The organism is Chelativorans intermedius, assembly GCF_025398255.1.
In the GTDB taxonomy this organism is placed as follows: Bacteria; Pseudomonadota; Alphaproteobacteria; order Rhizobiales; family Rhizobiaceae; genus Chelativorans; species Chelativorans intermedius.
In genome coordinates this window covers 123,301-142,983 of record NZ_JAODNW010000005.1, presented here as the reverse complement: position 1 = coordinate 142,983, position 19,683 = coordinate 123,301, and the positions used below count along the sequence as shown (strand labels likewise).

Genomic DNA, 19,683 nt, shown 5'->3' with positions numbered 1-19,683 from the left:
CCGCATCAGGCGCGAGGGCCTGTCTGTCGAGCCGACTTTATTGTGCCGTCCCGTCCGTATCCGCCTGGCCCGTCTGCTGGCGGAAGAGCTCGTCCACCGAGGTCTTCAGCGCTTCGTCGGGAATGTCCACCTCGGCGGCGTTGCGCAGGGAGGAAAGCGCTGCGACATAGCGCTCGCGGATAAGCAGGGAGCGGATCTGGTTCTGCACCTGCTCGAAGGCGGGCGGCGACTGGCGGCGCTTGTCCTCCACCTTGATGACGTGCCAGCCGAACTGGGTCTCCACCGGCTCGCTGGAGTAGCTGCCGGGCTCCAGCGCGAAGGCCGCCTCCTCGAAGGCCGGCACCATGCGCCCGCGCGTGAAGTAGCCGAGGTCGCCGCCATTGGACGACGACCCGTCCTTCGACTTCTCCTCGGCCAGAGCGGCGAAGTCGCCGCCGGCATCAAGCGCCTCGATGATCTGGCGTGCCTCTTCCTCGCTCTCCACCAGGATATGGCGGGCACGCACCTCCTCCTCCGGCGTGATCTTCGCCACCTCCGCGTCGTAGCGGGCGCGCATCTCCTCCTCGGTGATGGGGGCGACCACGTTCCGGTCGACGAAGGCGCTGTGCAGCGCCCGCTCGCGCAGGAACGCCATGCGCTGCTGGAAATCCTCGCTCTGGTCGAGGCCCTCGGCCTCCGCCTGCGCGGCAAGCAGCCGCACGTCGATGACGGCGGACAGGGCGGCGGCGCGCCGCTCTGCCTGCGGCAGGCGGGCAAACTGCTCGCTGAGCTCCTGCTCGGCCAGCGCAAGATCGGCCTCCGTGATGGGCTCGCCGTTGATGGTGGCCACCACCGCGCCTTCCTGCGCGAGCGCCGGGGCAAAGCTGATCGCCGCAAGCAGCGCGGCCGCGCCGGCGCGCGCTGCGAGGAAACGGCGGAAGGTATGAGGCATCGGAAAATCTCCAGTGCTTGAGGCTGGGGCCCCGGTCGAACGCGGAGGCATCCGGCAGACAGACCCGAATTCTGGCATCACTCGCGCCTGTTGCGCGAAGTTGACATAAGGGATGGCCCCTCTTATCTCTCCTTCGACCTTGCGTCCAGAACGCATTTCCCGCTGCCTTCGGCTCCTGCCTGAAACCGGTGGAGCGGGTCGGCAGAAAAATGCCGGCATATCGAGAATTGAAAGGACCGACGATGGTCAGTCTCGGCGGCCTCGCCCGCAAGATTTTCGGCTCAGCCAACGATCGCCGCATCCGGGGCATGCAGCCCCGCGTCCAGGCGATCGGCGCCCTGGAAGAGGAGATGCAGGCGCTCTCCGACGAAGCCCTGCGCGGCAAGACGGAGGAGTTCCGCAAGCAGCTTGCCGACGGCGCCAAGCTGGACGATCTTCTGGTTCCCGCCTTTGCCGTGGTGCGCGAGGCGGCCAAACGCACCCTCGGCATGCGCCCCTTCGACGTGCAGCTCATCGGCGGCATGGTGCTGCACGAGGGCTCCATCGCCGAGATGAAGACGGGCGAAGGCAAGACGCTGGTGGCCACCCTGCCGGTCTATCTGAACGCGCTGACGGGCAAGGGCGTGCACGTCGTCACCGTCAACGACTATCTGGCCCGCCGCGACGCGGAATGGATGGGCAAGCTCTATGGCTTCCTCGGCCTTTCCACCGGCGTCATCGTGCACGGCATGTCGGACGAGCAGCGCCGGCAGGCCTATGCCTGCGACGTCACCTATGCCACCAACAACGAGCTCGGCTTCGACTATCTGCGCGACAACATGAAATATGAGCGCGCGCAGATGGTGCAGCGCGGCCACGCCTATGCCATCGTCGACGAGGTGGACTCCATCCTCATCGACGAGGCGCGCACGCCGCTCATCATCTCCGGCCCGCTCGACGACCGCTCGGACCTCTACAACACCATCGACTCCTTCATCCTGAAGCTTGAGGACGGCGACTACGAGGTGGACGAGAAGCAACGCACCGCCACCTTCACCGAGGAAGGCACGGAGAAGGTGGAGGGGATGTTGCGAGAGGCGGGCCTCTTCAAGGGCGAATCGCTCTACGATGTCGAGAACGTCGCCATCGTTCATCACCTCAACAACGCGCTCAAGGCGCACAAGCTGTTCCAGAAGGACAAGGACTATATCGTCCGCAACGGCGAGCTCATCATCATCGACGAGTTCACCGGCCGCATGATGCCGGGCCGGCGCTATTCCGAGGGGCTGCACCAGGCGCTGGAGGCCAAGGAGCACGTCAAGATTCAGCCGGAGAACCAGACGCTCGCCTCCATCACCTTTCAGAACTACTTTCGCATGTACGACAAGCTGGCGGGCATGACCGGCACGGCGGCGACGGAGGCGGAGGAGTTTGCCAACATCTACGGCCTGGACGTGGCCGAGATTCCCACCAACCTGCCGATCCAGCGCATCGACGAGGACGACGAGGTCTATCGCACGGTCGAGGAGAAGTATCGGGCGATCGTCAAGGAGATCAAGGCGGCGCGCGAGAAGGGCCAGCCCATCCTCGTGGGCACCACCTCCATCGAGAAGTCGGAATATCTGGCCGAGCGCCTGCGCAAGGAAGGCATCAAGGATTTCGAGGTTCTGAACGCCCGCCACCACGAGCGCGAGGCCATGATCGTCGCCCAGGCGGGCAAGCCGGGCGCCATCACCATCGCCACCAACATGGCCGGCCGCGGCACCGACATCCAGCTCGGCGGCAACCCGGAGATGCGCATCGCCGAGGAGCTGGGCGACATGCCGGAAGGCCCCGAGCGCGAGGCCAGGGAAAAGGCGATCCGCGCGGACGTGCAGCGGCTGAAGGAGAAGGCGATCGCCGCCGGCGGCCTCTATGTCCTCGCCACCGAGCGCCACGAGAGCCGTCGCATCGACAACCAGCTTCGCGGCCGTTCCGGCCGCCAGGGCGACCCCGGCCGCTCCAAGTTCTTCCTGTCGCTGCAGGACGACCTGATGCGCATCTTCGGCTCCGACCGCATGGACGGCATGCTGCAGAAGCTGGGGCTGAAGGAGGACGAGGCGATCGTCCACCCCTGGATCAACAAGGCGCTGGAGAAGGCGCAGAAGAAGGTCGAGGCGCGCAACTTCGACATCCGCAAGAACCTCTTGAAGTTCGACGACGTGATGAACGACCAGCGCAAGGTGGTCTTCGAGCAGCGTCTTGAGCTGATGGACGGCGAGAACCTGTCGGAGACGGTGGCCGAGATGCGCGAGGACGTCATCGACGACCTGGTCGCCCGCCACATTCCCGAGAAGGCCTATGCCGAGCAATGGGACGCGGAGGGCCTCAAGCAGGGCGTGCGCGAGCATCTCAACCTCGACCTGCCCATCGAGGAATGGGTGAAGGAAGAGGGCATCGCCGAGGACGACATCCGCGCCCGCATCACCGAGGCCGCCGACAAGGCGGCGGCCGACCGTGCCGAGCGCTTCGGACCCGACATCATGGCCTATGTCGAGAAGTCGATCCTGCTGCAGACGCTCGACCATCTGTGGCGCGAGCATCTGGTCAATCTCGACCATCTGCGCTCCGTGATCGGCTTTCGCGGCTACGCCCAGCGCGACCCGCTGAACGAATACAAGTCGGAAGCCTTCGAGCTGTTCCAGGGCATGCTCGCCAATCTGCGCCGCGCCGTCACGGCGCAGCTCATGCGCGTGGAGCTGGTGCGCGAGGCGGCCGACGCGCCGCCCCCCCAGGCGCCCGCCGCCATGCAGCCGCACCATGTGGACGGCACCACCGGCGAGGACGAGTTTGCCGGCGAGACGATGACCCTGCCGCGCCTCGACGCCCGCAACGCGCCAGCGCAGGAGCGCGACCCCGGCGATCCCTCGACCTGGGGCAAGGTGGGGCGCAACGAGCCCTGCCCCTGCGGCTCCGGCAAGAAATACAAGCACTGCCACGGGGCGTTCGGCTGACAGGCGCCGCCGCCTGCGCCACCCGCGGCGGCGGGCAAAGCGGATCGCTCAGCGTGTGGGCACCGGCGGATTTTCGCGATAGTCGTAAAAGCCGCGGCCCGACTTGCGGCCCAGCCAGCCGGCCTCGACATATTTCACGAGCAGCGGGCAGGGGCGGTATTTGGAATCGGCAAGCCCCTCATACAGCACCTGCATGATGGACAGGCAGGTGTCGAGGCCGATGAAATCGGCAAGCTGCAGCGGCCCCATCGGATGGTTGGCGCCGAGCTTCATGGCGGTGTCGATGGCCTCTACCGTGCCCACGCCCTCATAGAGCGTGTAGATCGCCTCGTTGATCATCGGCAACAGGATGCGGTTGACGATGAAGGCGGGGAAATCCTCGGCCACGGTGATGGTCTTGTCGAGGCTTTCGACGAAGCTGCGCGCCATCTCGAAGGTCATGTCCTCGGTGGCGATGCCGCGCACCAGCTCCACCAGCTTCATCACCGGCACGGGATTCATGAAATGGATGCCGATGAAGCGCTCCGCCCGGTCGGTCTGGGCGGCAAGCCGCGTGATGGAGATGGAGGAGGTGTTGGTGGCGATCAGCGCTTCCGGGTTCAGCAGCGGGCAGAGCTGGGCGAAAATCTTGCGCTTGACGGTCTCGTCTTCCGTCGCCGCCTCGATGACGAGATCGACATCGGCGAGATTCTCCAGTGCCGCGGCCGGCGAGATGCGCTGAAGCGCCTGCTGCCGGTCCTCGTCCTTCAGCTTGCCGGAGGACACCTGGCGCGCCATGTTGCCGCTGATGGTGGCGATTCCCGCCTCGATGCGCTCCTGCGAAGTGTCGTGCAGCTTGACGCGATAGCCGGCCAGCGCCGTCACATGCGCGATGCCACTGCCCATCTGGCCGGCACCGACGATACCCACCTTCTCGATCTTGCCCGTCATGTCACCGATCCTGTTGGCAGGTCCCTGCGGCACCTGCTCATGCTCTTGCTGCAGCGCAACCTAAAAGGGCGGGAGAGCCGCGTCTACCCCGCCCTTCACGAATTGTGCACGCGCTTTGAAGAATGTCAAAGCGCCTTTTCGAGCTCCGGCAGGGCCTCGAAGAGGTCGGCCACCAGCCCGTAGTCGGCGACCTGGAAAATGGGCGCCTCCTCGTCCTTGTTGATGGCGACGATGACCTTGGAGTCCTTCATGCCCGCCAGGTGCTGGATGGCCCCGGAGATGCCGCAGGCGATGTAGAGGTCGGGGGCGACCACCTTGCCCGTCTGGCCCACCTGCCAGTCGTTGGGCGCATAGCCGGCGTCCACCGCCGCGCGCGACGCACCGACGGCCGCGCCCAGCTTGTCGGCCACCGGCAGGATGACCTCCTGGAACTTCTCCGCCGAGCCGAGCGCCCGGCCGCCGGAGATGATGATCCTGGCGGAGGTCAGCTCCGGCCGGTCGCTCTCCTCGATGCGGTTCTCGACAAAGCTGGAAAGGCCGGGATCGGCCGCCGCCTCGACCGTCTCCAGGCTCGCCGAACCGCCCTCGCCCGCCGCCTGGAAGGAGGAGGTGCGCACCGTGATGACGCGCTTGGCATCAGTGGTTTCCACCGTCTGGATGGCGTTGCCGGCATAGGTGGGGCGCTTGAAGGTGGTGGCACTCACCACCTCGATGATGTCGGAGACCTGCATCACGTCGAGAAGGGCCGCAACGCGCGGCATCACGTTCTTGCCCGTCGTCGTGGCCGGCGCCACGAAGGTGTCGTAGCCCTCGCTCAGCGAAAGAATGGTGGCCGCCAGCGGCTCGGCCAGACGCTCCGCCAGCGCCTCGCTCTCGGCCAGCAGCACCTTGCGCACGCCCGCAAGCTTCGCCGCCGCTTCCGCGGCGGGCCTGGCGTCCCTGCCCGCCACCAGAATGTCGATGTCGCCGCCGATCTGGCTGGCCGCCGCCAGCGCCTTGGCCGTCTGCTCGGAAAGATGCTGGTTGTCGTGTTCGGCGATGAGGAGAATGGCCATCTCGTTCTTCCTTGTTCTGGAGCCTGTCAGAGAACGCCCGCTTCGTTCTTCAGCTTGTCGACCAGCTCGGCGACATCCTTGACCTTCACGCCCGCCTTGCGGCCCGCCGGTTCCTCCGTCTTCAGCACTTTCAGGCGCGCGCGCACCTCCACGCCGTAGTCGGCCGGGCTCTTCTCGCCAAGCGGCTTCTTCTTGGCCTTCATGATGTTGGGCAGCGAGGCATAGCGCGGCTGGTTCAAGCGCAGATCGGTCGTCACCACCGCCGGCAGCTTCAGCGCCACCACCTGCAGCCCGCCATCCACCTCGCGCGTGACGGTGGCCGTCTCGCCCTCGATCTCAACCTTGGAGGCGAAGGTGCCCTGCGCCCAGCCCAGAAGGGCGGCCAGCATCTGCCCGGTCTGGTTCGAATCGTCGTCGATCGCCTGCTTGCCCAGGATGATGAGACCCGGCTTCTCCTCCTCGGCAACGCCCTTGAGTATCTTCGCCACGTCGAGCGGCTCCACCATCTCCTCGGTCTTGACGAGGATGGCGCGGTCGGCCCCCATGGCAAGCGCCGTGCGCAGCGTCTCCTGCGCCTGGGCCGGCCCGATGGACACCGCCACGATCTCCTCCGCCTTGCCCGCCTCCTTGAGCCGGATCGCTTCCTCCACCGCGATCTCGTCGAACGGGTTCATTGCCATCTTCACATTGGCAAGCTCGACGCCCGAACCATCCGCTTTGACCCGCGGCTTCACATTCGCGTCGATCACCCGCTTCACAGGAACAAGGACCTTCATGCGCATTCACCTTTCTCAACTCCGCAGCCCGGCGCTGGATATCAGCGCAAGGCCCGGTCCGATGGCTGATTTCCGCCATGCCCTGGGCAAAATGGAACAGCGCACCCTCCCCCCGAAGGACACGGCCATGCCGGAAGCCGCCGAACCGTAGTGAGACCTGACGTGTACGTCAATATGCCGGCGCTTCGTGAAAGGTGAAGTAGCGAGTAGCGAATAGCGAATAGGGAATAGGGAGCAGCGAAGAGGGAGCGATGAAAGGAACGCGGCAATCCGTGCCAAACATCGACTGCGAGGACACCTGTCATTCTCCACTCCCTATTCGCTATTCGCTATTCGCTATTCCCTATTCGCTATTCCCCACTCGCTACTCGCCATTCCCCGCTCTTTGCCCGCCTCCCACTCCCCGATCCAGCAACGCCACGCCGGGGCGGCGCAGCACGACCACCAGCAGGGCACCGGCGAGAATGCCGCCGACATGGGCGGCCCAGGAGATCTGGTTTTCGCGGTCGAAGGCGAACATGAAGAACTGCATGCCGATCCACAGCGCCAGCACCACATAGGCAGGCAGGCGCAGCGGAAGGCGGGCGAAGGCCAGGACCCACAGCTTCACCCGCGGATGCAGGATGAGATAGGCGGCGACGACGCCGGCCACGGCACCCGAGGCGCCGATGAGCGGCGCCTGCGATTCGGGCTCGATCATGCCGTGAAAGGCCGCTCCCGCCACAGCGCAGGCAAGGTAGAAGAAGAGAAAGCGCAGATGGCCCAGCGCATCCTCCACATTGTCGCCGAACACCCACAGGAACAGCATGTTGCCGCCCAGATGCACAAGATCGGCGTGGAGGAAGGCGTAGGTGACATAGGTAAGCGGCACCGGAACGAGGTCCAGCTCCGGCGGCAGCACGGCCAGTTCATGGGCGACGGAAGGAATGAAGCCCAGCCCGAGGGCCGCCGCCTGCGTCAGATCGGCGCCCCCCAGCGACGTCGCAAGCCAGGCCAGCACATTGAGGGCGATGATGCCCAGCGTGACATACTGGCGCCGAATGTGGCGCAGGCTGTTGGCATCGTGAAGCGGGATGAACATGGGCCTTCAGCGGTTCTGCCCCGGCACCCACAGGACGTCGCGCGCCCCATTGTCGTTGAGTGCCCGGGCGGCGACGAAGAGCAGATCGGAAAGGCGGTTGATATAGCGCAGCGCCTCGGCGTTGACGGTCTCGCCCGGCGTGCGGGCGAGCGCCACCATCAGCCGCTCGGCGCGCCGCGCCACGGTGCGCGCCAGATGCAGGGCAGCCGCCGCCGGCGTGCCGCCGGGCAGCACGAAGGAGGAGAGCGCAGAAAGCCCGGCATTCAGCGCGTCGATCTCGCGCTCCAGGCGTTCCACCTGCGCGGCAACGATGCGCAGCGGCTCATGCTCGGGCTTGCGCGCGCCCTCCGGCGTTGCCAGATCGGCACCGAGGTCGAAAAGATCGTTCTGCACGCGCATCAGCAGCGCGTCGATCTCGGGATGGCTTGCAGCGGTGTGCACGCGCGCCATGCCGATGCAGGCGCTGGCCTCGTCCACCGTGCCGAACGCCTCGACGCGCAGATCGCTCTTGGCGCGCCTGGGGCCAGCGGCGAGGCCGGTGGTGCCGTCGTCGCCCGTGCGGGTGTAGATCCTGTTGAGCTTGACCATGGCTCAGCCCCGCCCCTGGGCGAACCACATGGCAAGCACCAGAAGCACGATGGCCACGAACTGCAAGGCCACGCGCGCCTGCATGAGCTTGTTGGAAGTGTTGCCCGAGCCGCCGCGCATCATGTTGAGGAGGCCGCGCAGAAGAACGAACACGACCGCCAGCATGACGGCGACGGCCAGGATGTTGAAGACGGTGGACATGGGCTTTCGCTTTCGTTGCGGGTTGGCGCGACCATCACGCCCGGGTGGCGAGAATGCGGTAGAGCATCGAGGCGGGCAAAAGCCGCTTCAAGGCCACACCGATCTTCGCCGGCAAGGTTACGACATAATGCGGGCGCGGGCGCGGGTGAAGAAGCGCGTGGCGCAAAACCCTGTGGACGGCCTCCGGCCCCAGCTTGAAGCGCGAGCTCGTGCCGCCGGCCCGCAGGCGCGCAAGCTGCGCCTGATAGGCGACGCGGTGGACGGAACCCTCGATGTCGATGTTGCGCTCGAACCAGGCCAGCCCGTTGGCGGCGATGCGCGAGCGGATGGGTCCGGGCTCGATGAGCGAGACCTGGATGCCGGAGCCGGAAAGCTCCGCCCGCATGCACAGCATAAGCCCTTCGAGCGCGTGCTTGGAGGCGGCATAGGCGCCGCGATAGGTGACCGGCAGCAGGCCGAGGATGGATGAGCAATGGACGATGCGGCCATGACCCTGGGTGCGCATGACCGGCACGATGCGCCGCGTCAGATCGTGCCAGCCGAAGACATTCGCCTCGAACTGCTCGCGCAGCGCTTCCACGGGCAGGTCCTCCACCGCGCCGGCCTGCGCATAGGCGCCGTTGTTGAAAAGCGCGTCGAGCCGCCCGCCGGTGCGCGCCAGCACCGCCTCGACAAGCGCGCCGATGGAGGCGGGCTCGCGGTAGTCGAGATAGAAGGCCTCGATGCCTTCCTCCTCCAGCCTCGCGATGTCTTCCTTCCTGCGCGCCGTGGCAAAAACGCGCCAGCCCTCGCGCTTGAGGGCGCGGGCGCAATAGGCGCCGATGCCGGAGGAGGCGCCGGTCAGCAGGATGGTGGCGTTCTGCGTCATGGAGGCGGGACCGTATTGTTGCATAACGATGGCGGTTTCACATATTCGCTCGGCCAGGACAAATCGAGGCCCATGAAGGGCACAAACCGGCGAGGGCTTGAAACGTGCATGCACTGACGGCGTTCAGACGGATCGCAGGCGAGGCCCTCGGCCACTTCAATACCGACGATGGCTGGGCGATGGCCAGCCACCTGGCGATCAACGCCATCATGGCGCTGTTTCCCTTCCTGATCTTCACCGTTGCGCTGGCGAGCTTCCTGGGCGCGGGGGCCTATGCCGACCGGGTGGTGCACCTCATCTTCGAGACGCTGCCGCAGGAGGTGGCCGGGCCGATCGGCGCCGAGGTGGAAAACGTGCTGAAGGCACGGCGCGGCGGCGTGCTCACGCTCGGCGTGGCGGGTGCGGCCTTCTTCGCCTCCAACGGCGTGGAGGCGCTGCGGCTGTCGCTCAATCGCGCCTACCGGGTCAACGAACGCCGCTCCTTCATCTGGCTGCGGATCCAGAGCCTCGGCTTCGTGCTGGTGGCCACGGCAGGCTTCCTGACGATCAGCCTGCTGCTCGTGGTGGTGCCGGTGGCCGCCAGCCTGGCCGCCAGGCACCTGGAGTGGATCGAGCCCTATCTCGGCACCATCACGCTGTGGCGCTATGTGATCGCGGTGGCAGTGCTTGTGGGGGCGCTTGCCCTGGTGCATCTGTGGCTGCCGGCAGGCCGGCGGCGGCTTGCCGACGTGATGCCCGGAATCGTCTTCACGCTGGCGGGCTGGCTGGCCGGATCGAGCCTGTTTGCGGCCTATCTCGCCCACTTCAACAGCTATGCGAGCACCTATGCCGGGCTGGCCTCGATCATGATCGCCGTCGTCTTCCTCTACATCATATCGGCGGTCTTCATCCTGGGCGGCGAGATCAACGCCGCCATCATGCGCCATCGCGGCCGGCCCATAGCGGCGCACTGAGCACGGCAAGAAAAGCGAAAGCTTTGCTGGCTATGCTGGCGCACCAAAAGCACCGGAGCGCCGGCCACCGGCCGGCGGGGCGCCATATGCTCATGAGGCTCGACGCAAGCTGGCTCATCATGGCCGCGGTCACGGTGGTGCTGCTTGCCTATCTGTTTTCCATCGCCCTCAACGCGCTGCTGCGCGATGCCGGCTTCGGCGTGCTCGGCAACGCGGCGATCGTCACCCTCGGCTTTTTCGGGGCCATCCAGGGCGCCAATCTCTACGGCATCCGCTTCGACACCCTGCTGGATGCGGCGCTTGCCAGCCTGGGCGGTGCCTTCGTGCTGCTTCTCGCGCTGGTGTTCGCCAAACTGGGGCTTGCCCGGTTCTTCTAGTGGTTAGTGGTGCGATCCCGACAGATGGGTACCATCTGTCTCGGCCAGACCGCTACGGCATTTTGCAGCCTGAAGGAAACATCTGGCGTCGCACAAATGCGGCAAAAACAGATAGATGAACCGGTCTAGGGGCGCGTTTCGAGCCCCACCATGCGGGCGATGTCGCGCGGGGTGGCTCCCGCCTCGCGCAGCGCCGCAATTCCCGTGTCCCCGCGGCTCTTGGAGAGCTTGCGCCCCTCCTCGTCGAGGATGAGGGCGTGGTGGTGGTAGAGCGGCACGGGCAGGCCCAGAAGCTCCTGCAGCAGGCGGTGGACGGCGGTGGCATGGAAGAGATCGCGCCCGCGCACCACATGCGTGATGCCCTGCAGCGCGTCGTCCACCACCACCGAGAGGTGATAGCTGGCCGGCGTCTCCTTGCGCGCGATCACCACGTCACCCCATTCCTGCGGCCTTGCCGGCACGCGGCCGGCCTCGCCCTGCGGCCCGCTGCCGTCCTCGTCCCAGAACAGCGGCCCGCCCACATGGGCGGTCGCCGCCGCCATGTCGAGCCGCCAGGCATAGGGCTCGCCTTCGGCCATGCGCCGGCGGCGTTCCGATTCCGGGCGCATCCGGTCGACGGGCGGGAAATGCGGCACACCGTCGGGATCGCGCGGCCAGGGCGCGCCGTCCGCCTGCGCATCGGCGATATAGGCGCGCGCCTCGCTGCGGCTCAGGAAGGAGGGATAGACCATGCCCGCCTCCACCAGCCGTTCCAGCGCCTGCGCATAGTCGTCGAAATGCTCCGACTGGCGGCGCACCGGCTCCTCCCACGCAAGCCCCAGCCAAGCAAGGTCGCGATGGATGGCTTCCTCGAACTGCGGCGTGCAGCGGGCGGTGTCGATGTCCTCGATGCGCAGCAGGAACCGGCCGTCGGCTGCCCGCGCCATGGCGTGGTTGAGAAGCGCCGAGTAGGCATGGCCCAAATGCAGCGCCCCATTGGGGCTGGGCGCGAAACGGAAGACGGGAGAGCTCATGAGCCGGGCAGGAAACGGATTGTTCTGGCCATGCCCGCATGCTTAGCTCGCACCGCGAAAACCGCAAGGGACGAAGGCCGTGCAACGCATCGAAACGCCGAACGATATTGCCCTCGGGCTCGATGCGCTGGTGGCGCGCGACCCGCGGCTGGCGCCGGTGCGCGTGGCGGCGGGCGACGTGCCGCTGCGGCGCAGCCCGCCGGGCTTTGCAAGCCTTGCCTCGGTGATCGTCGCTCAGCAGGTCTCGCGCGCCAGCGCCGAGGCGATGCTCGCCCGGCTCTGCCGGCTGGTGGACCCGCTGACACCGGCACGGCTTCTCGCCGCGGGCGAGGCAGCGCTCGTCGAGGCGGGCCTTTCGCGCGCCAAGCAGCGGGCGCTGAGCGCGCTTGCCGCGGCGCTGGTCGACCGCTCGCTGGACCTTGAGCACCTCGATACGCAGCCGCCCGAGGAGGCGGTGGCCGCGCTGACCGCCGTGCCCGGCATCGGACCATGGACGGCGGAGGTCTACCTTCTTGTGGCGGCCGGCCATGCCGACATCTTTCCCGCCGGCGATGTCGCCCTGCGCGGCGCGGTGGCCCACGCGCTGGCGCTGGAGGAGCGCCCGAGCGCCGAAAGCCTGGCCCGGATGGCCGAATCATGGCGTCCCTGGCGCTCCGTCGCGGCACGCCTGTTCTGGGCCTACTGGCGCGAACTGCGAGGCCGGGAAGCCGCGCCGGCGGCTTAAGGATGCGGGAAACCAGCATTTTTTGCCCCTGCCTGGCCGCCATGCGAATAGTGCTTCACATTCCTGTCATGACCTGCTTACAGTATCCGCACCGATCGATCTGCCTGGCGAAGGAGCTTAAGGACCGTGACGATCGCTGTATCGCCAGACGGCTTGCCCGCTCTGGTGTTGAATGCGGACTATCGTCCGCTCAGCTACTACCCCCTGTCGCTGTGGTCGTGGCAGGATGCCATCAAGGCCGTGTTTCTCGACCGGGTGAACATCGTCGCCGAATATGAGCATGCGGTCTGCTCTCCCTCCTTCTCGATGAAGGTGCCGAGCGTCGTCAGCCTCAAGACCTATGTGAAGCCGTCGCGCTATCCGGCCTTCACCCGATTCAACGTCTTCCTGCGCGACCGTTTCCAGTGCCAGTACTGCGGATCGAACGAGGACCTCACCTTCGACCATGTGGTGCCGCGCCGCTCCGGCGGTGTCACGTCGTGGGAGAACGTGGTGGCCGCCTGCTCGCCCTGCAACCTGAAGAAGGGCGGACTGATGCCGGCGCAGGCCAAGATGTGGCCGCAGCAGAAGCCCTACCGGCCCACCGTGCAGGATCTGCACAACAATGGCCGGCTGTTCCCGCCCAACTATCTTCACGAGAGCTGGATGGACTTCCTCTACTGGGATGTCGAGCTGGAGCCTTAGCCCTCTTCAGCGCTTCAAGGCACCGCGCAGCGCCACCGCCGAGAGCACGGCACTTGCCACCACGTTCCAGCCGGCGAAGGAAAGACCCAGGAAGCGGCCCGCCGCCTCGTCGCAGGAGGGGGGAACGACCGCGTTGAGCTGATCGAGGAGGCTGCCCGAACCGGCCGCCGAGGGCGCCACCGCACCGCAGTCGGCCGGCCCCTGCCACCATCCCCATTCCACCCCGGCGTGATAGGCGCCGAGGCTCAGCCCCCACAGCATCAACAGGCCGCCGGCCAGAAGCAGCCCGCGCGTCACGATGGCCGGCCAGCGCAGGCGCGCCGAGGCGAACGCCAAGAGCATCAGCGGCACGCCGATATAGTAGGGCGTGCGCTGCTCCAGGCACAGCTTGCAGGGAATGAAGCCCCCCAGATGCTCGAAGCCCAGCGCCGTGCCCACCGTGGCGGCCATGCCGAGGGCCAGAAAACCCGCGGCCAGCGTCTGGGTGCGTCCAGTGGGAGCGGTGAGCGTCATGGTTGCCACCTCAGAATACGTAGCGCACGGCGGCAAAGCCGCCAATGAGCAAGACCATGAAAAGGGTGAAAAGGAGGCCGAGATTCCGCTCGATGAAGCTGCGGATCGGCGGTCCGAAGCGGTAGAGCAGCCAGGCGACGAGAAAGAAGCGCAGACCGCGCCCGACAATGGAAACGGCCACGAAAACCGGCAGGCTGAGCCCCGTGGCACCGGAGAAGATGGTCAGGACCTTGTAGGGGAAGGGCGTGATGGCGGCGAAGAGGACACCCCACCCGCCCCACTGGTTGTACCATGCGGCGATCTTCTCGAAGGCTTCCTCCTGGCCATAGAAGCGCAGCACCGGCGCCCCCACCGTCTCGTAGAGAAAGGCGCCGATCGCATATCCCAGAAGCGCGCCGAGCACCGAGGCAAGCGTGCAGATGACGGCAAGGCGCAGCCATTTGTCCCGCTCCGCCAGCACCATGGGGATGAGCAGCACGTCGGGCGGAATGGGAAAGACCGAGCTTTCCACGAAGGAAACGCCCGCCAGCCCCTTTTCCGCATGCCGCGTGGCCGAAAGCGACATGGTGAGATCGTAGAGTCTGCGAAGCATGAAGCATCCCCGGATGGCGCGTCCTATCTAGCCTTCGCGGGAGGCGCGTGCAACGCTCCCGCGAAGGCGGGCTGCCCGCGCCGGCGGTTTTTGATCGCGCCGCCGCTCAGACAGTTGACGCCGCCGCCCCTCGCCGTATAGTCCGCGCCTGCCCGTGTCGGGCAAGGGCCCCTGTGGCGGAATTGGTAGACGCGACCGACTCAAAATCGGTTTCCGCAAGGAGTGCTGGTTCGAGTCCGGCCAGGGGCACCACCTTCTTCCTTCCCGAGGGGCCGGAGGCAGCAGGCCGACCGGCCGGATGGCTTCGCCAGCCTTATCCCCGCCGCATGAGCCGGCGCACCCGGTTGCGCAGGATGCGCATCATGTTGCGCGCCTCGCGGTGCAGGTGGATCTGGCCCGCGGCGTGGTGAACCAGTCGCTCGCTCCCCCCGACGAGGCCCACGACGAAAGTGCCGACGGCGCGGCGCTGGGCCCATAGGCGGCTCATCACCGGGTGGTCCGGTACCGCGCAGGAATCGGTGGCCTCGATATTGGGGTCGTCCAGGTGGTTCTTCGTGACCTCGATCGTCAACAGTGTGCCCGGCGAAAACGCCGCATAGGCTTCGTCATAGGCCGTCTTCCAGGTGTAGGCGATGCCGGATTCGACAAAGACGACCAGGCAGGCGATGGGCCGCCCGTCGAGGGTGAGGGTGTGGATGCGGCACAGGTCGCGCTCGGCCAGCCTGTCCACGGCCTCGCGCGCGAAGGCGGCGCGATAGCGGTCCACCGCCATGGCCGTGCGCGCCCGGCCCTTCCAGCCTGCCGCTTCCAGCGTCAGGAACGTCTCGATGCCATGGCGGATCTCGCCGGGCTGCCGGGCGACGCGATATTCCAGGCGCCCCTTCTCCGCCAGGCGACGCTTGAGACGGCGGAACTCGCGGTAGTGATGGCTTCTCAGGCTCTGGCGCAGATAGGTCTCGCCGTCGAGCCGGCTTTCCAGGAAGGGCCGCTCGACCGCGCCCGTCACCTCGAGCGGCAGGTTGCGCGCCTCGGCGACACTGCGCAGCGCCGCCGCGAAGGGGCCGTCGAGGCGCGTCTCGGGCAGCACGAACACCTGCGGCAGCTTGAGATGGGGGCGCGCCAGCATGGCGAAGAAATCCTCCAGCACCCCGGCCGGATCGTCGCCATCGACGAGCGGCGTGCCGAGCGGGCCGAAGGGATGCGACCAGGCGCGCATCACCGTGGTGGCCAGCGGCACCGGCGGCCGCTCGATGGAGAACGGCACCAGCAGGCGCAGGCGGCTCTTCTCCTGCGTGCCATCGCGGATGACAGCGAGCCGCACCTCGCGGTCCTCCAGGCGCGGCATGGCCGGGGCGAGGAAACGCGGGTTGAAGAAGACGTTGGGCTCGATGGCGCGGGCGGCGAGATGGTCGAGCTCGTCCACCAGATCGAACCCCGCCGAGGCGGGATAGATGGCCAGCCGCCGCAGGGGTCGCGTGGTGGAAACCAGCTCCATGTCGGCGCTTTCGGCGGCCTGCCCCAGCCCGGCGATCTGGCCGATCATGGCGCCGGAGGCGCTGCCTCCGACCTCCTCGATAAGCGGTACGGCAACCATCAGGGAGCCTCCTTCTTCGGCGGCGCGGGCAGGAAGACGGCCATGGCGATGCCCAGCCGGCGCCAGACGACGAGCGACAGAACGGATGCCTCGAAAAGCATGGCGATGGCGGTGGCAACCGCCGCGCCCCACAGGCCGATCATGGGGATGAGCACCACATTGAGCCCCACATTGATGGCCAGTGTCAGCGCGTAGACGGCGGCACAGGCGTTCTGGTGGCCGCTCATGGTGAGCAGGCTTTCCGCCGGGCCCACCGCCGCGCGGGCGACGAGCGCGCCCACCAGAAGGAAGAGAAGCGGGTAGCCGGCATCGAACCCCGGCCCGAACAGCATGAGCACCGGCTTGCCGAGAACGAGCACCACCGCCCCCATGGCCAGCGACGGCCAGAAGGTCCACGAAACGGTCTCGCGGGCGAAACGGGCAAGCGCCTGCCGCTCCCCGCTATGGATATAGGCGGCGTAGCGCTGCGCCACCCCTGCCTTGACGGCGAAATAGACGAAGTGGACGAGAGCGAGCGTCTTCACCGCCGCGTAGTAGACGGCCACGTCGGCGGGCGGCAGGAAGCGGCCGACCATCAGCACGTCGGCATTGGTGAGCAGGAAGAAGAAGCCTTCCACGAGGAAGATGGGCAGCGACACGACGGCCCAGTGGCGCGGCAGGAAGCGCCGCCGGGTGCCGCGCGCACCCTTCTCCGCGCGGCTGGCGACGGCGGCGAGCTGGATGACGGTGGTGATGTAGGTGGCAAGGATCGCCGCTCCCATGGCGCTGGTTGCGTCGGGCGCATAGCCCGCCGCGTGGGCGCCCCAAAGGAAGAGGAGAATGAGCAGCGGGCGGAGGAAATAGGCCGGCGCCATGGACCACAGGGCCCAGGAATTGGCCCGCGCGATGCCTTCGAGCTGGTCGCCGAGCGCGATCATCGGCAGGCAGACGAGCCCCAGATAGAAGGGCACCACATAATAGCTCTCGATCGCCGGCTCGAAGAGGCGGATGGCGAGCATGCCGAACCCCGCGCACAGGCTCGAAAAGACGAGCACGAACAGGCGGCTGGCCAGAAGGATGCCGCGCAGCTCCGCAAGCTGCCCTCTGGCGCGGTATTCCGGGATGAAGCGGACGACGGAGGCATTGAGACCCAGGCAGGAAATGCTGCCCAGAATGACCATCGTCACCCAAACGACAACGAAGATGCCATACTCGAAACTGCCCATGTAGCGGGCAAGCAGCACCTGGCTCAGAAAGGCGATGGCGGCGTTGACGAGGCGCGCCAGGAAGACGACGAGCGACATGCGCCCGGCCGCGCCGCGCGCATCGCCCGCCGCAAGAAGCCGGTCGAGCCGTGCCGCCCATGGCCGCGCCCGGGCTGCCAGGGGCGCCGGCAGCAGACGGTTGGCCGTCATGGTGGCTGAAAAGCGCACGCCGTTCTCTCCGCTTCGCATCCTCCCTCCCCTCTTAAGGGAAGACTCTTTAAGAGCAGGTTGCGAAACGGGCGGCGGACGCGGCTTATTGAGCCGCCGGCGTCTTGCGGCGGCGGGTGCGGGCGGCCCTCCCCGTCCGCTTGTGCTGGGCGGCGATGGGGGAAAGCTCCTCCATGGGGAAGGCGTCCACGGCCACCACCGTCTCCACCGCCTCCCTGGCCTGCCTGAGCAGCGAAAGCTCCCCGGTGGACAGGAGGCCCTGCTCGTGCGCCCTGTCCGGCTCGTGAACGCCCTTCTCGCGCAGCCTCTTCTCCAGCGGCGCCGCTTCCGTGACCAGACGGAAGGCGTTCTCCAGGTCCTTGACCGGGTGTTCTTCGTGCCCCTCGCCCAGATAGATGCCGGGGGTGAGGCGGTCGCGCTGGGCCGAGGGCTTCATCAGGATGTCGGCGAGCCGCGAGACCAGCCTGTCGGAGGGCGAGGGGTGCGGCACGCCGAAGGGAAAGGCGACGAGCCGCACGAGCCAGGCTGCCCAACGCGCCGGCAGATTGTCGAGCAGCCCCCTGAAGGCGGTGGCGATGCGGGCCTCGCCCTGCTGCATGAGATAATCGACGATCGGCCGGTCCTCGGCCTGCCGGCCCTCGTCCTCGAAGCGCTTGAGCACCGCGCCGAGCAGATAGAGCTCGGCCAGGATGTCGCCCAGCCGGGCGGAAATCAGCTCCTTGCGCTTCAGGGCGCCGCCCAGCGTGAGCAGCGCCAGATCGGCCGCCAGCGCGAAGGCGGCGGCGTGGCGCGACAGGCGCTTCCAGTGGCGCGGCATGGCCGCGCGCGCCGGCGCCGGCCCGGCAAGGCCGCCCGACCAGCCACGCACGAATGCCCGCCCCGCCGTCTTCAGGGCGTGGCCGAGATGCGCCCAGAAGGCGCGGTCGAAGGCATCGAGCCCCCGCTTCTCGTCCTCGTCGGAAAGTGCGAGCAGCTCCTTCAGCATGAAGGGGTGCGAGCGCACCGCCCCCTGGCCGAAGATCATCAGGTTGCGGGTGAGGATGTTGGCGCCCTCGACGGTGATGCCGATGGGCAGCGAACGGTAGCCGCCGGCCAGATAGTTGCGCGGCCCCTCGATGATGCCCTTGCCGCCATGGATGTCCATGGCGTGGATGAGGGAGCGGCGCATGCGCTCGGTGGCGTGGTACTTCATGATGGCGGAGATGACGGAGGGCTTGTGGCCCCTGTCGAGCGCCGCCACGGTGAGCCGGCGCGCCGCGTCGATGAGATAGGCATTGCCGGCGATCTCGGCCAGCGGTTCCTGCACGCCCTCGAACAGGCCGATGGGAACGTTGAACTGGGTGCGCACCCGCGCATAGGCGCCCGATACGCGCGCGCTCATGGCCGCCGAGGCCGCCGACTGCGAGGGCAGGGAGATGCTGCGCCCGGCGGCCAGCGCCGTCATCAGCATCGTCCAGCCCTGGCCGATCTGCTCCTCGCCGCCCAGGATGTGGTCGAGCGGCACGAACACGTCCTTGCCGTAGAGTGGCCCGTTCTGGAAGAAAGTGAAGAGCGGGATGTGCCGCTCGCCATGCGTCACGCCCGGCGTGTCGGTGGGCAGAAGCGCCACGGTGATGCCCAGATCCTCGCCGCGGCCAAGGTGGTTCTCCGGGTCGTACATCTTGAAGGCGAGCCCCATCACGGTGGCCACCGGCCCCAGTGTGATGTAGCGCTTGTGGAAGTTGAGGCGCACGCCGAGCGTCTTCCTGCCTTTCCAGGTGCCGTATTCCACCACGCCGGTGTCGCGCATGGCCGCCGCGTCGGAGCCGGCGTCCGGCGAGGTGAGGCCGAAGCAGGGGATCTCGCGCCCGTCGGCCAGCCTGGGCAGCCAGTGGTCGCGCTGCGCATCGGTGCCGAAATGCATGAGAAGCTCGCCGGGCCCCAGCGAATTGGGCACCATGACGGTGACACCGGCCACCACGCTGGCCGAGGACACCGTGCGCACCACCTCGGAATGCGCCGTGTTGGAAAAGCCGAGCCCGCCATATTTCTCCGGGATGATCATGCCGAAAAACCTGTTCTCGCGCATGAAATCCCAGACGGACCGGGCGAGGTCCCGGTCGCGCCAGTTGAGCGTCCAGTCATCGACCAGCGCGCACAGCTCGCGCACCGGGCCATCCATGAACGCCTGCTCCCTGGGGGACAGGCGTGCCGGCTCCATGGCCAGCAGCGCCTCCCAGTCTGGATTGCCGGAGAACAGCGCCCCGTCCCACCAGACCGTGCCGGCGTCGATCGCCTCGCGCTCGGTCTCGGAGATGGGCGGCATGATACCCCTGGCCCAGCCGAAGATGGGGCGGGTGAGATGGTCGCGGCGCAAGGTGCGAAAGTCCATTGCCTGTCTGGCCTCCTCCTGCCTGCCGTTTCGCGCAGCCTGGTGCAG

The 19,683-nt window shown here is 67.2% G+C and carries 20 protein-coding genes and 1 tRNA gene; 7 read left to right on the top strand and 14 right to left on the bottom strand.

Annotation, left to right across the window (positions count from 1 at the left end; genetic code table 11):
• Positions 1-37 precede the first annotated feature (37 nt).
• Positions 38-931 (bottom strand): peptidylprolyl isomerase, encoded by an 894-nt coding sequence (locus NYR58_RS06490; RefSeq protein WP_261519669.1) that lies wholly within the window; start codon positions 929-931, stop codon positions 38-40.
• A gap of 242 nt (positions 932-1,173) precedes the next feature.
• Here NYR58_RS06490 and secA point away from each other — a divergent pair, with 242 nt between their 5' ends.
• Positions 1,174-3,903, top strand: coding sequence for a preprotein translocase subunit SecA (secA, locus tag NYR58_RS06485; RefSeq protein WP_261519668.1), 2,730 nt, complete (start codon positions 1,174-1,176; stop codon positions 3,901-3,903).
• 48 nt (positions 3,904-3,951) lie between these two features.
• Here secA and NYR58_RS06480 read toward each other — a convergent pair whose 3' ends face one another.
• From NYR58_RS06480 to NYR58_RS06470, 3 genes are all read right to left on the bottom strand, one after another.
• Entirely contained in the window at positions 3,952-4,833 is an 882-nt protein-coding gene (locus NYR58_RS06480) for a 3-hydroxybutyryl-CoA dehydrogenase (protein ID WP_261519667.1), read from the bottom strand.
• Positions 4,834-4,958: 125 nt separating this feature from the next.
• A complete protein-coding gene (locus tag NYR58_RS06475) occupies positions 4,959-5,888 on the bottom strand; it encodes an electron transfer flavoprotein subunit alpha/FixB family protein (protein ID WP_261519666.1) in 930 nt (309 codons plus the stop codon).
• 26 nt (positions 5,889-5,914) lie between these two features.
• A complete protein-coding gene (locus tag NYR58_RS06470) occupies positions 5,915-6,664 on the bottom strand; it encodes an electron transfer flavoprotein subunit beta/FixA family protein (protein WP_261519665.1) in 750 nt (249 codons plus the stop codon).
• On the opposite strand from NYR58_RS06470, the gene NYR58_RS06465 reads away from it, so the two are divergent.
• Positions 6,663-6,815 carry a hypothetical protein gene (locus NYR58_RS06465; RefSeq protein WP_261519664.1) on the top strand — a complete coding sequence of 51 codons (153 nt, stop codon included), beginning with the start codon at positions 6,663-6,665 and terminating at the stop codon, positions 6,813-6,815. The two genes, NYR58_RS06470 and NYR58_RS06465, sit on opposite strands and share 2 nt — an antisense overlap.
• A 213-nt stretch (positions 6,816-7,028) precedes the next feature.
• On the opposite strand, the gene NYR58_RS06460 is transcribed toward NYR58_RS06465, so the two are convergent.
• From NYR58_RS06460 to NYR58_RS06445, 4 genes are read right to left on the bottom strand one after another with little or no spacing between them, the layout of a single operon-like run.
• Entirely contained in the window at positions 7,029-7,745 is a 717-nt protein-coding gene (locus tag NYR58_RS06460) for a rhomboid family intramembrane serine protease (RefSeq protein ID WP_261519663.1), read from the bottom strand.
• A gap of 6 nt (positions 7,746-7,751) precedes the next feature.
• The gene (locus tag NYR58_RS06455) at positions 7,752-8,333 is read right to left on the bottom strand and encodes a cob(I)yrinic acid a,c-diamide adenosyltransferase (RefSeq protein WP_261519662.1); all 582 of its coding nucleotides are present in this window, start codon (positions 8,331-8,333) and stop codon (positions 7,752-7,754) included.
• 3 nt (positions 8,334-8,336) lie between these two features.
• Positions 8,337-8,534, bottom strand: coding sequence for a twin transmembrane helix small protein (locus NYR58_RS06450; RefSeq protein ID WP_261519661.1), 198 nt, complete (start codon positions 8,532-8,534; stop codon positions 8,337-8,339).
• 34 nt (positions 8,535-8,568) lie between these two features.
• Positions 8,569-9,402 (bottom strand): SDR family oxidoreductase, encoded by an 834-nt coding sequence (locus NYR58_RS06445; RefSeq protein ID WP_261519660.1) that lies wholly within the window; start codon positions 9,400-9,402, stop codon positions 8,569-8,571.
• A 104-nt stretch (positions 9,403-9,506) separates the two neighbouring features.
• Here NYR58_RS06445 and NYR58_RS06440 point away from each other — a divergent pair, with 104 nt between their 5' ends.
• Together NYR58_RS06440 and NYR58_RS06435 are read left to right on the top strand one after the other, a co-directional pair.
• Positions 9,507-10,355: a YihY/virulence factor BrkB family protein gene (locus NYR58_RS06440; protein ID WP_261519659.1), complete on the top strand. Its 849-nt coding sequence runs from the start codon at positions 9,507-9,509 to the stop codon at positions 10,353-10,355.
• A 92-nt stretch (positions 10,356-10,447) separates the two neighbouring features.
• A complete protein-coding gene (locus tag NYR58_RS06435; protein WP_261519658.1) occupies positions 10,448-10,732 on the top strand; it encodes a hypothetical protein in 285 nt (94 codons plus the stop codon).
• A gap of 125 nt (positions 10,733-10,857) precedes the next feature.
• Here NYR58_RS06435 and gluQRS read toward each other — a convergent pair whose 3' ends face one another.
• A complete protein-coding gene (gene gluQRS / locus NYR58_RS06430) occupies positions 10,858-11,745 on the bottom strand; it encodes a tRNA glutamyl-Q(34) synthetase GluQRS (RefSeq protein ID WP_261519657.1) in 888 nt (295 codons plus the stop codon).
• Between the two features lie 79 nt (positions 11,746-11,824).
• On the opposite strand from gluQRS, the gene NYR58_RS06425 reads away from it, so the two are divergent.
• Positions 11,825-12,469 carry a DNA-3-methyladenine glycosylase family protein gene (locus tag NYR58_RS06425; protein ID WP_261519656.1) on the top strand — a complete coding sequence of 215 codons (645 nt, stop codon included), beginning with the start codon at positions 11,825-11,827 and terminating at the stop codon, positions 12,467-12,469.
• Positions 12,470-12,595: 126 nt separating this feature from the next.
• The gene (locus tag NYR58_RS06420) at positions 12,596-13,153 is read left to right on the top strand and encodes an HNH endonuclease (protein ID WP_261519655.1); all 558 of its coding nucleotides are present in this window, start codon (positions 12,596-12,598) and stop codon (positions 13,151-13,153) included.
• Positions 13,154-13,159: 6 nt separating this feature from the next.
• Here NYR58_RS06420 and NYR58_RS06415 read toward each other — a convergent pair whose 3' ends face one another.
• Together NYR58_RS06415 and NYR58_RS06410 are read right to left on the bottom strand one after the other, a co-directional pair.
• Positions 13,160-13,666, bottom strand: a complete 507-nt coding sequence (locus NYR58_RS06415; protein WP_261519654.1) for a disulfide bond formation protein B — start codon at positions 13,664-13,666, stop codon at positions 13,160-13,162.
• A 10-nt stretch (positions 13,667-13,676) separates the two neighbouring features.
• Complete coding sequence (locus tag NYR58_RS06410; RefSeq protein ID WP_261519653.1) at positions 13,677-14,258, bottom strand: YqaA family protein; 582 nt, start codon at positions 14,256-14,258, stop codon at positions 13,677-13,679.
• A 167-nt stretch (positions 14,259-14,425) separates the two neighbouring features.
• Here NYR58_RS06410 and NYR58_RS06405 point away from each other — a divergent pair.
• Positions 14,426-14,510: transfer RNA gene (locus NYR58_RS06405), tRNA-Leu, on the top strand.
• 61 nt (positions 14,511-14,571) lie between these two features.
• On the opposite strand, the gene NYR58_RS06400 is transcribed toward NYR58_RS06405, so the two are convergent.
• The 3 genes from NYR58_RS06400 to NYR58_RS06390 all read right to left on the bottom strand — a co-directional run bounded on the left by NYR58_RS06400 (position 14,572) and on the right by NYR58_RS06390 (position 19,635).
• A complete protein-coding gene (locus NYR58_RS06400; protein WP_261519652.1) occupies positions 14,572-15,852 on the bottom strand; it encodes a GNAT family N-acetyltransferase in 1,281 nt (426 codons plus the stop codon).
• Positions 15,852-17,264: a lipopolysaccharide biosynthesis protein gene (locus tag NYR58_RS06395; protein ID WP_261519708.1), complete on the bottom strand. Its 1,413-nt coding sequence runs from the start codon at positions 17,262-17,264 to the stop codon at positions 15,852-15,854. The genes NYR58_RS06400 and NYR58_RS06395 overlap by 1 nt, the downstream gene beginning before the upstream one ends.
• Before the next feature lie 85 nt (positions 17,265-17,349).
• Positions 17,350-19,635, bottom strand: coding sequence for an acyl-CoA dehydrogenase (locus NYR58_RS06390; RefSeq protein ID WP_261519707.1), 2,286 nt, complete (start codon positions 19,633-19,635; stop codon positions 17,350-17,352).
• Between the last annotated feature and the right edge of the window lie 48 nt (positions 19,636-19,683).

Excerpts from the sequence above, each read along its gene's own strand:
- NYR58_RS06490 (WP_261519669.1), bottom strand. The coding sequence starts at position 931 with ATGCCTCATACCTTCCGCCGTTTCCTCGCAGCGCGCGCCGGCGCGGCC.
- secA (WP_261519668.1), top strand. The coding sequence starts at position 1,174 with ATGGTCAGTCTCGGCGGCCTCGCCCGCAAGATTTTCGGCTCAGCCAAC.
- NYR58_RS06480 (WP_261519667.1), bottom strand. The coding sequence starts at position 4,833 with ATGACGGGCAAGATCGAGAAGGTGGGTATCGTCGGTGCCGGCCAGATG.
- NYR58_RS06475 (WP_261519666.1), bottom strand. The coding sequence starts at position 5,888 with ATGGCCATTCTCCTCATCGCCGAACACGACAACCAGCATCTTTCCGAG.
- NYR58_RS06465 (WP_261519664.1), top strand. The coding sequence starts at position 6,663 with ATGCGCATTCACCTTTCTCAACTCCGCAGCCCGGCGCTGGATATCAGC.
- NYR58_RS06470 (WP_261519665.1), bottom strand. The coding sequence starts at position 6,664 with ATGAAGGTCCTTGTTCCTGTGAAGCGGGTGATCGACGCGAATGTGAAG.
- NYR58_RS06460 (WP_261519663.1), bottom strand. The coding sequence starts at position 7,745 with ATGTTCATCCCGCTTCACGATGCCAACAGCCTGCGCCACATTCGGCGC.
- NYR58_RS06455 (WP_261519662.1), bottom strand. The coding sequence starts at position 8,333 with ATGGTCAAGCTCAACAGGATCTACACCCGCACGGGCGACGACGGCACC.
- NYR58_RS06450 (WP_261519661.1), bottom strand. The coding sequence starts at position 8,534 with ATGTCCACCGTCTTCAACATCCTGGCCGTCGCCGTCATGCTGGCGGTC.
- NYR58_RS06445 (WP_261519660.1), bottom strand. The coding sequence starts at position 9,402 with ATGACGCAGAACGCCACCATCCTGCTGACCGGCGCCTCCTCCGGCATC.
- NYR58_RS06435 (WP_261519658.1), top strand. The coding sequence starts at position 10,448 with ATGAGGCTCGACGCAAGCTGGCTCATCATGGCCGCGGTCACGGTGGTG.
- gluQRS (WP_261519657.1), bottom strand. The coding sequence starts at position 11,745 with ATGAGCTCTCCCGTCTTCCGTTTCGCGCCCAGCCCCAATGGGGCGCTG.
- NYR58_RS06415 (WP_261519654.1), bottom strand. The coding sequence starts at position 13,666 with ATGACGCTCACCGCTCCCACTGGACGCACCCAGACGCTGGCCGCGGGT.
- NYR58_RS06410 (WP_261519653.1), bottom strand. The coding sequence starts at position 14,258 with ATGCTTCGCAGACTCTACGATCTCACCATGTCGCTTTCGGCCACGCGG.
- NYR58_RS06400 (WP_261519652.1), bottom strand. The coding sequence starts at position 15,852 with ATGGTTGCCGTACCGCTTATCGAGGAGGTCGGAGGCAGCGCCTCCGGC.
- NYR58_RS06390 (WP_261519707.1), bottom strand. The coding sequence starts at position 19,635 with ATGGACTTTCGCACCTTGCGCCGCGACCATCTCACCCGCCCCATCTTC.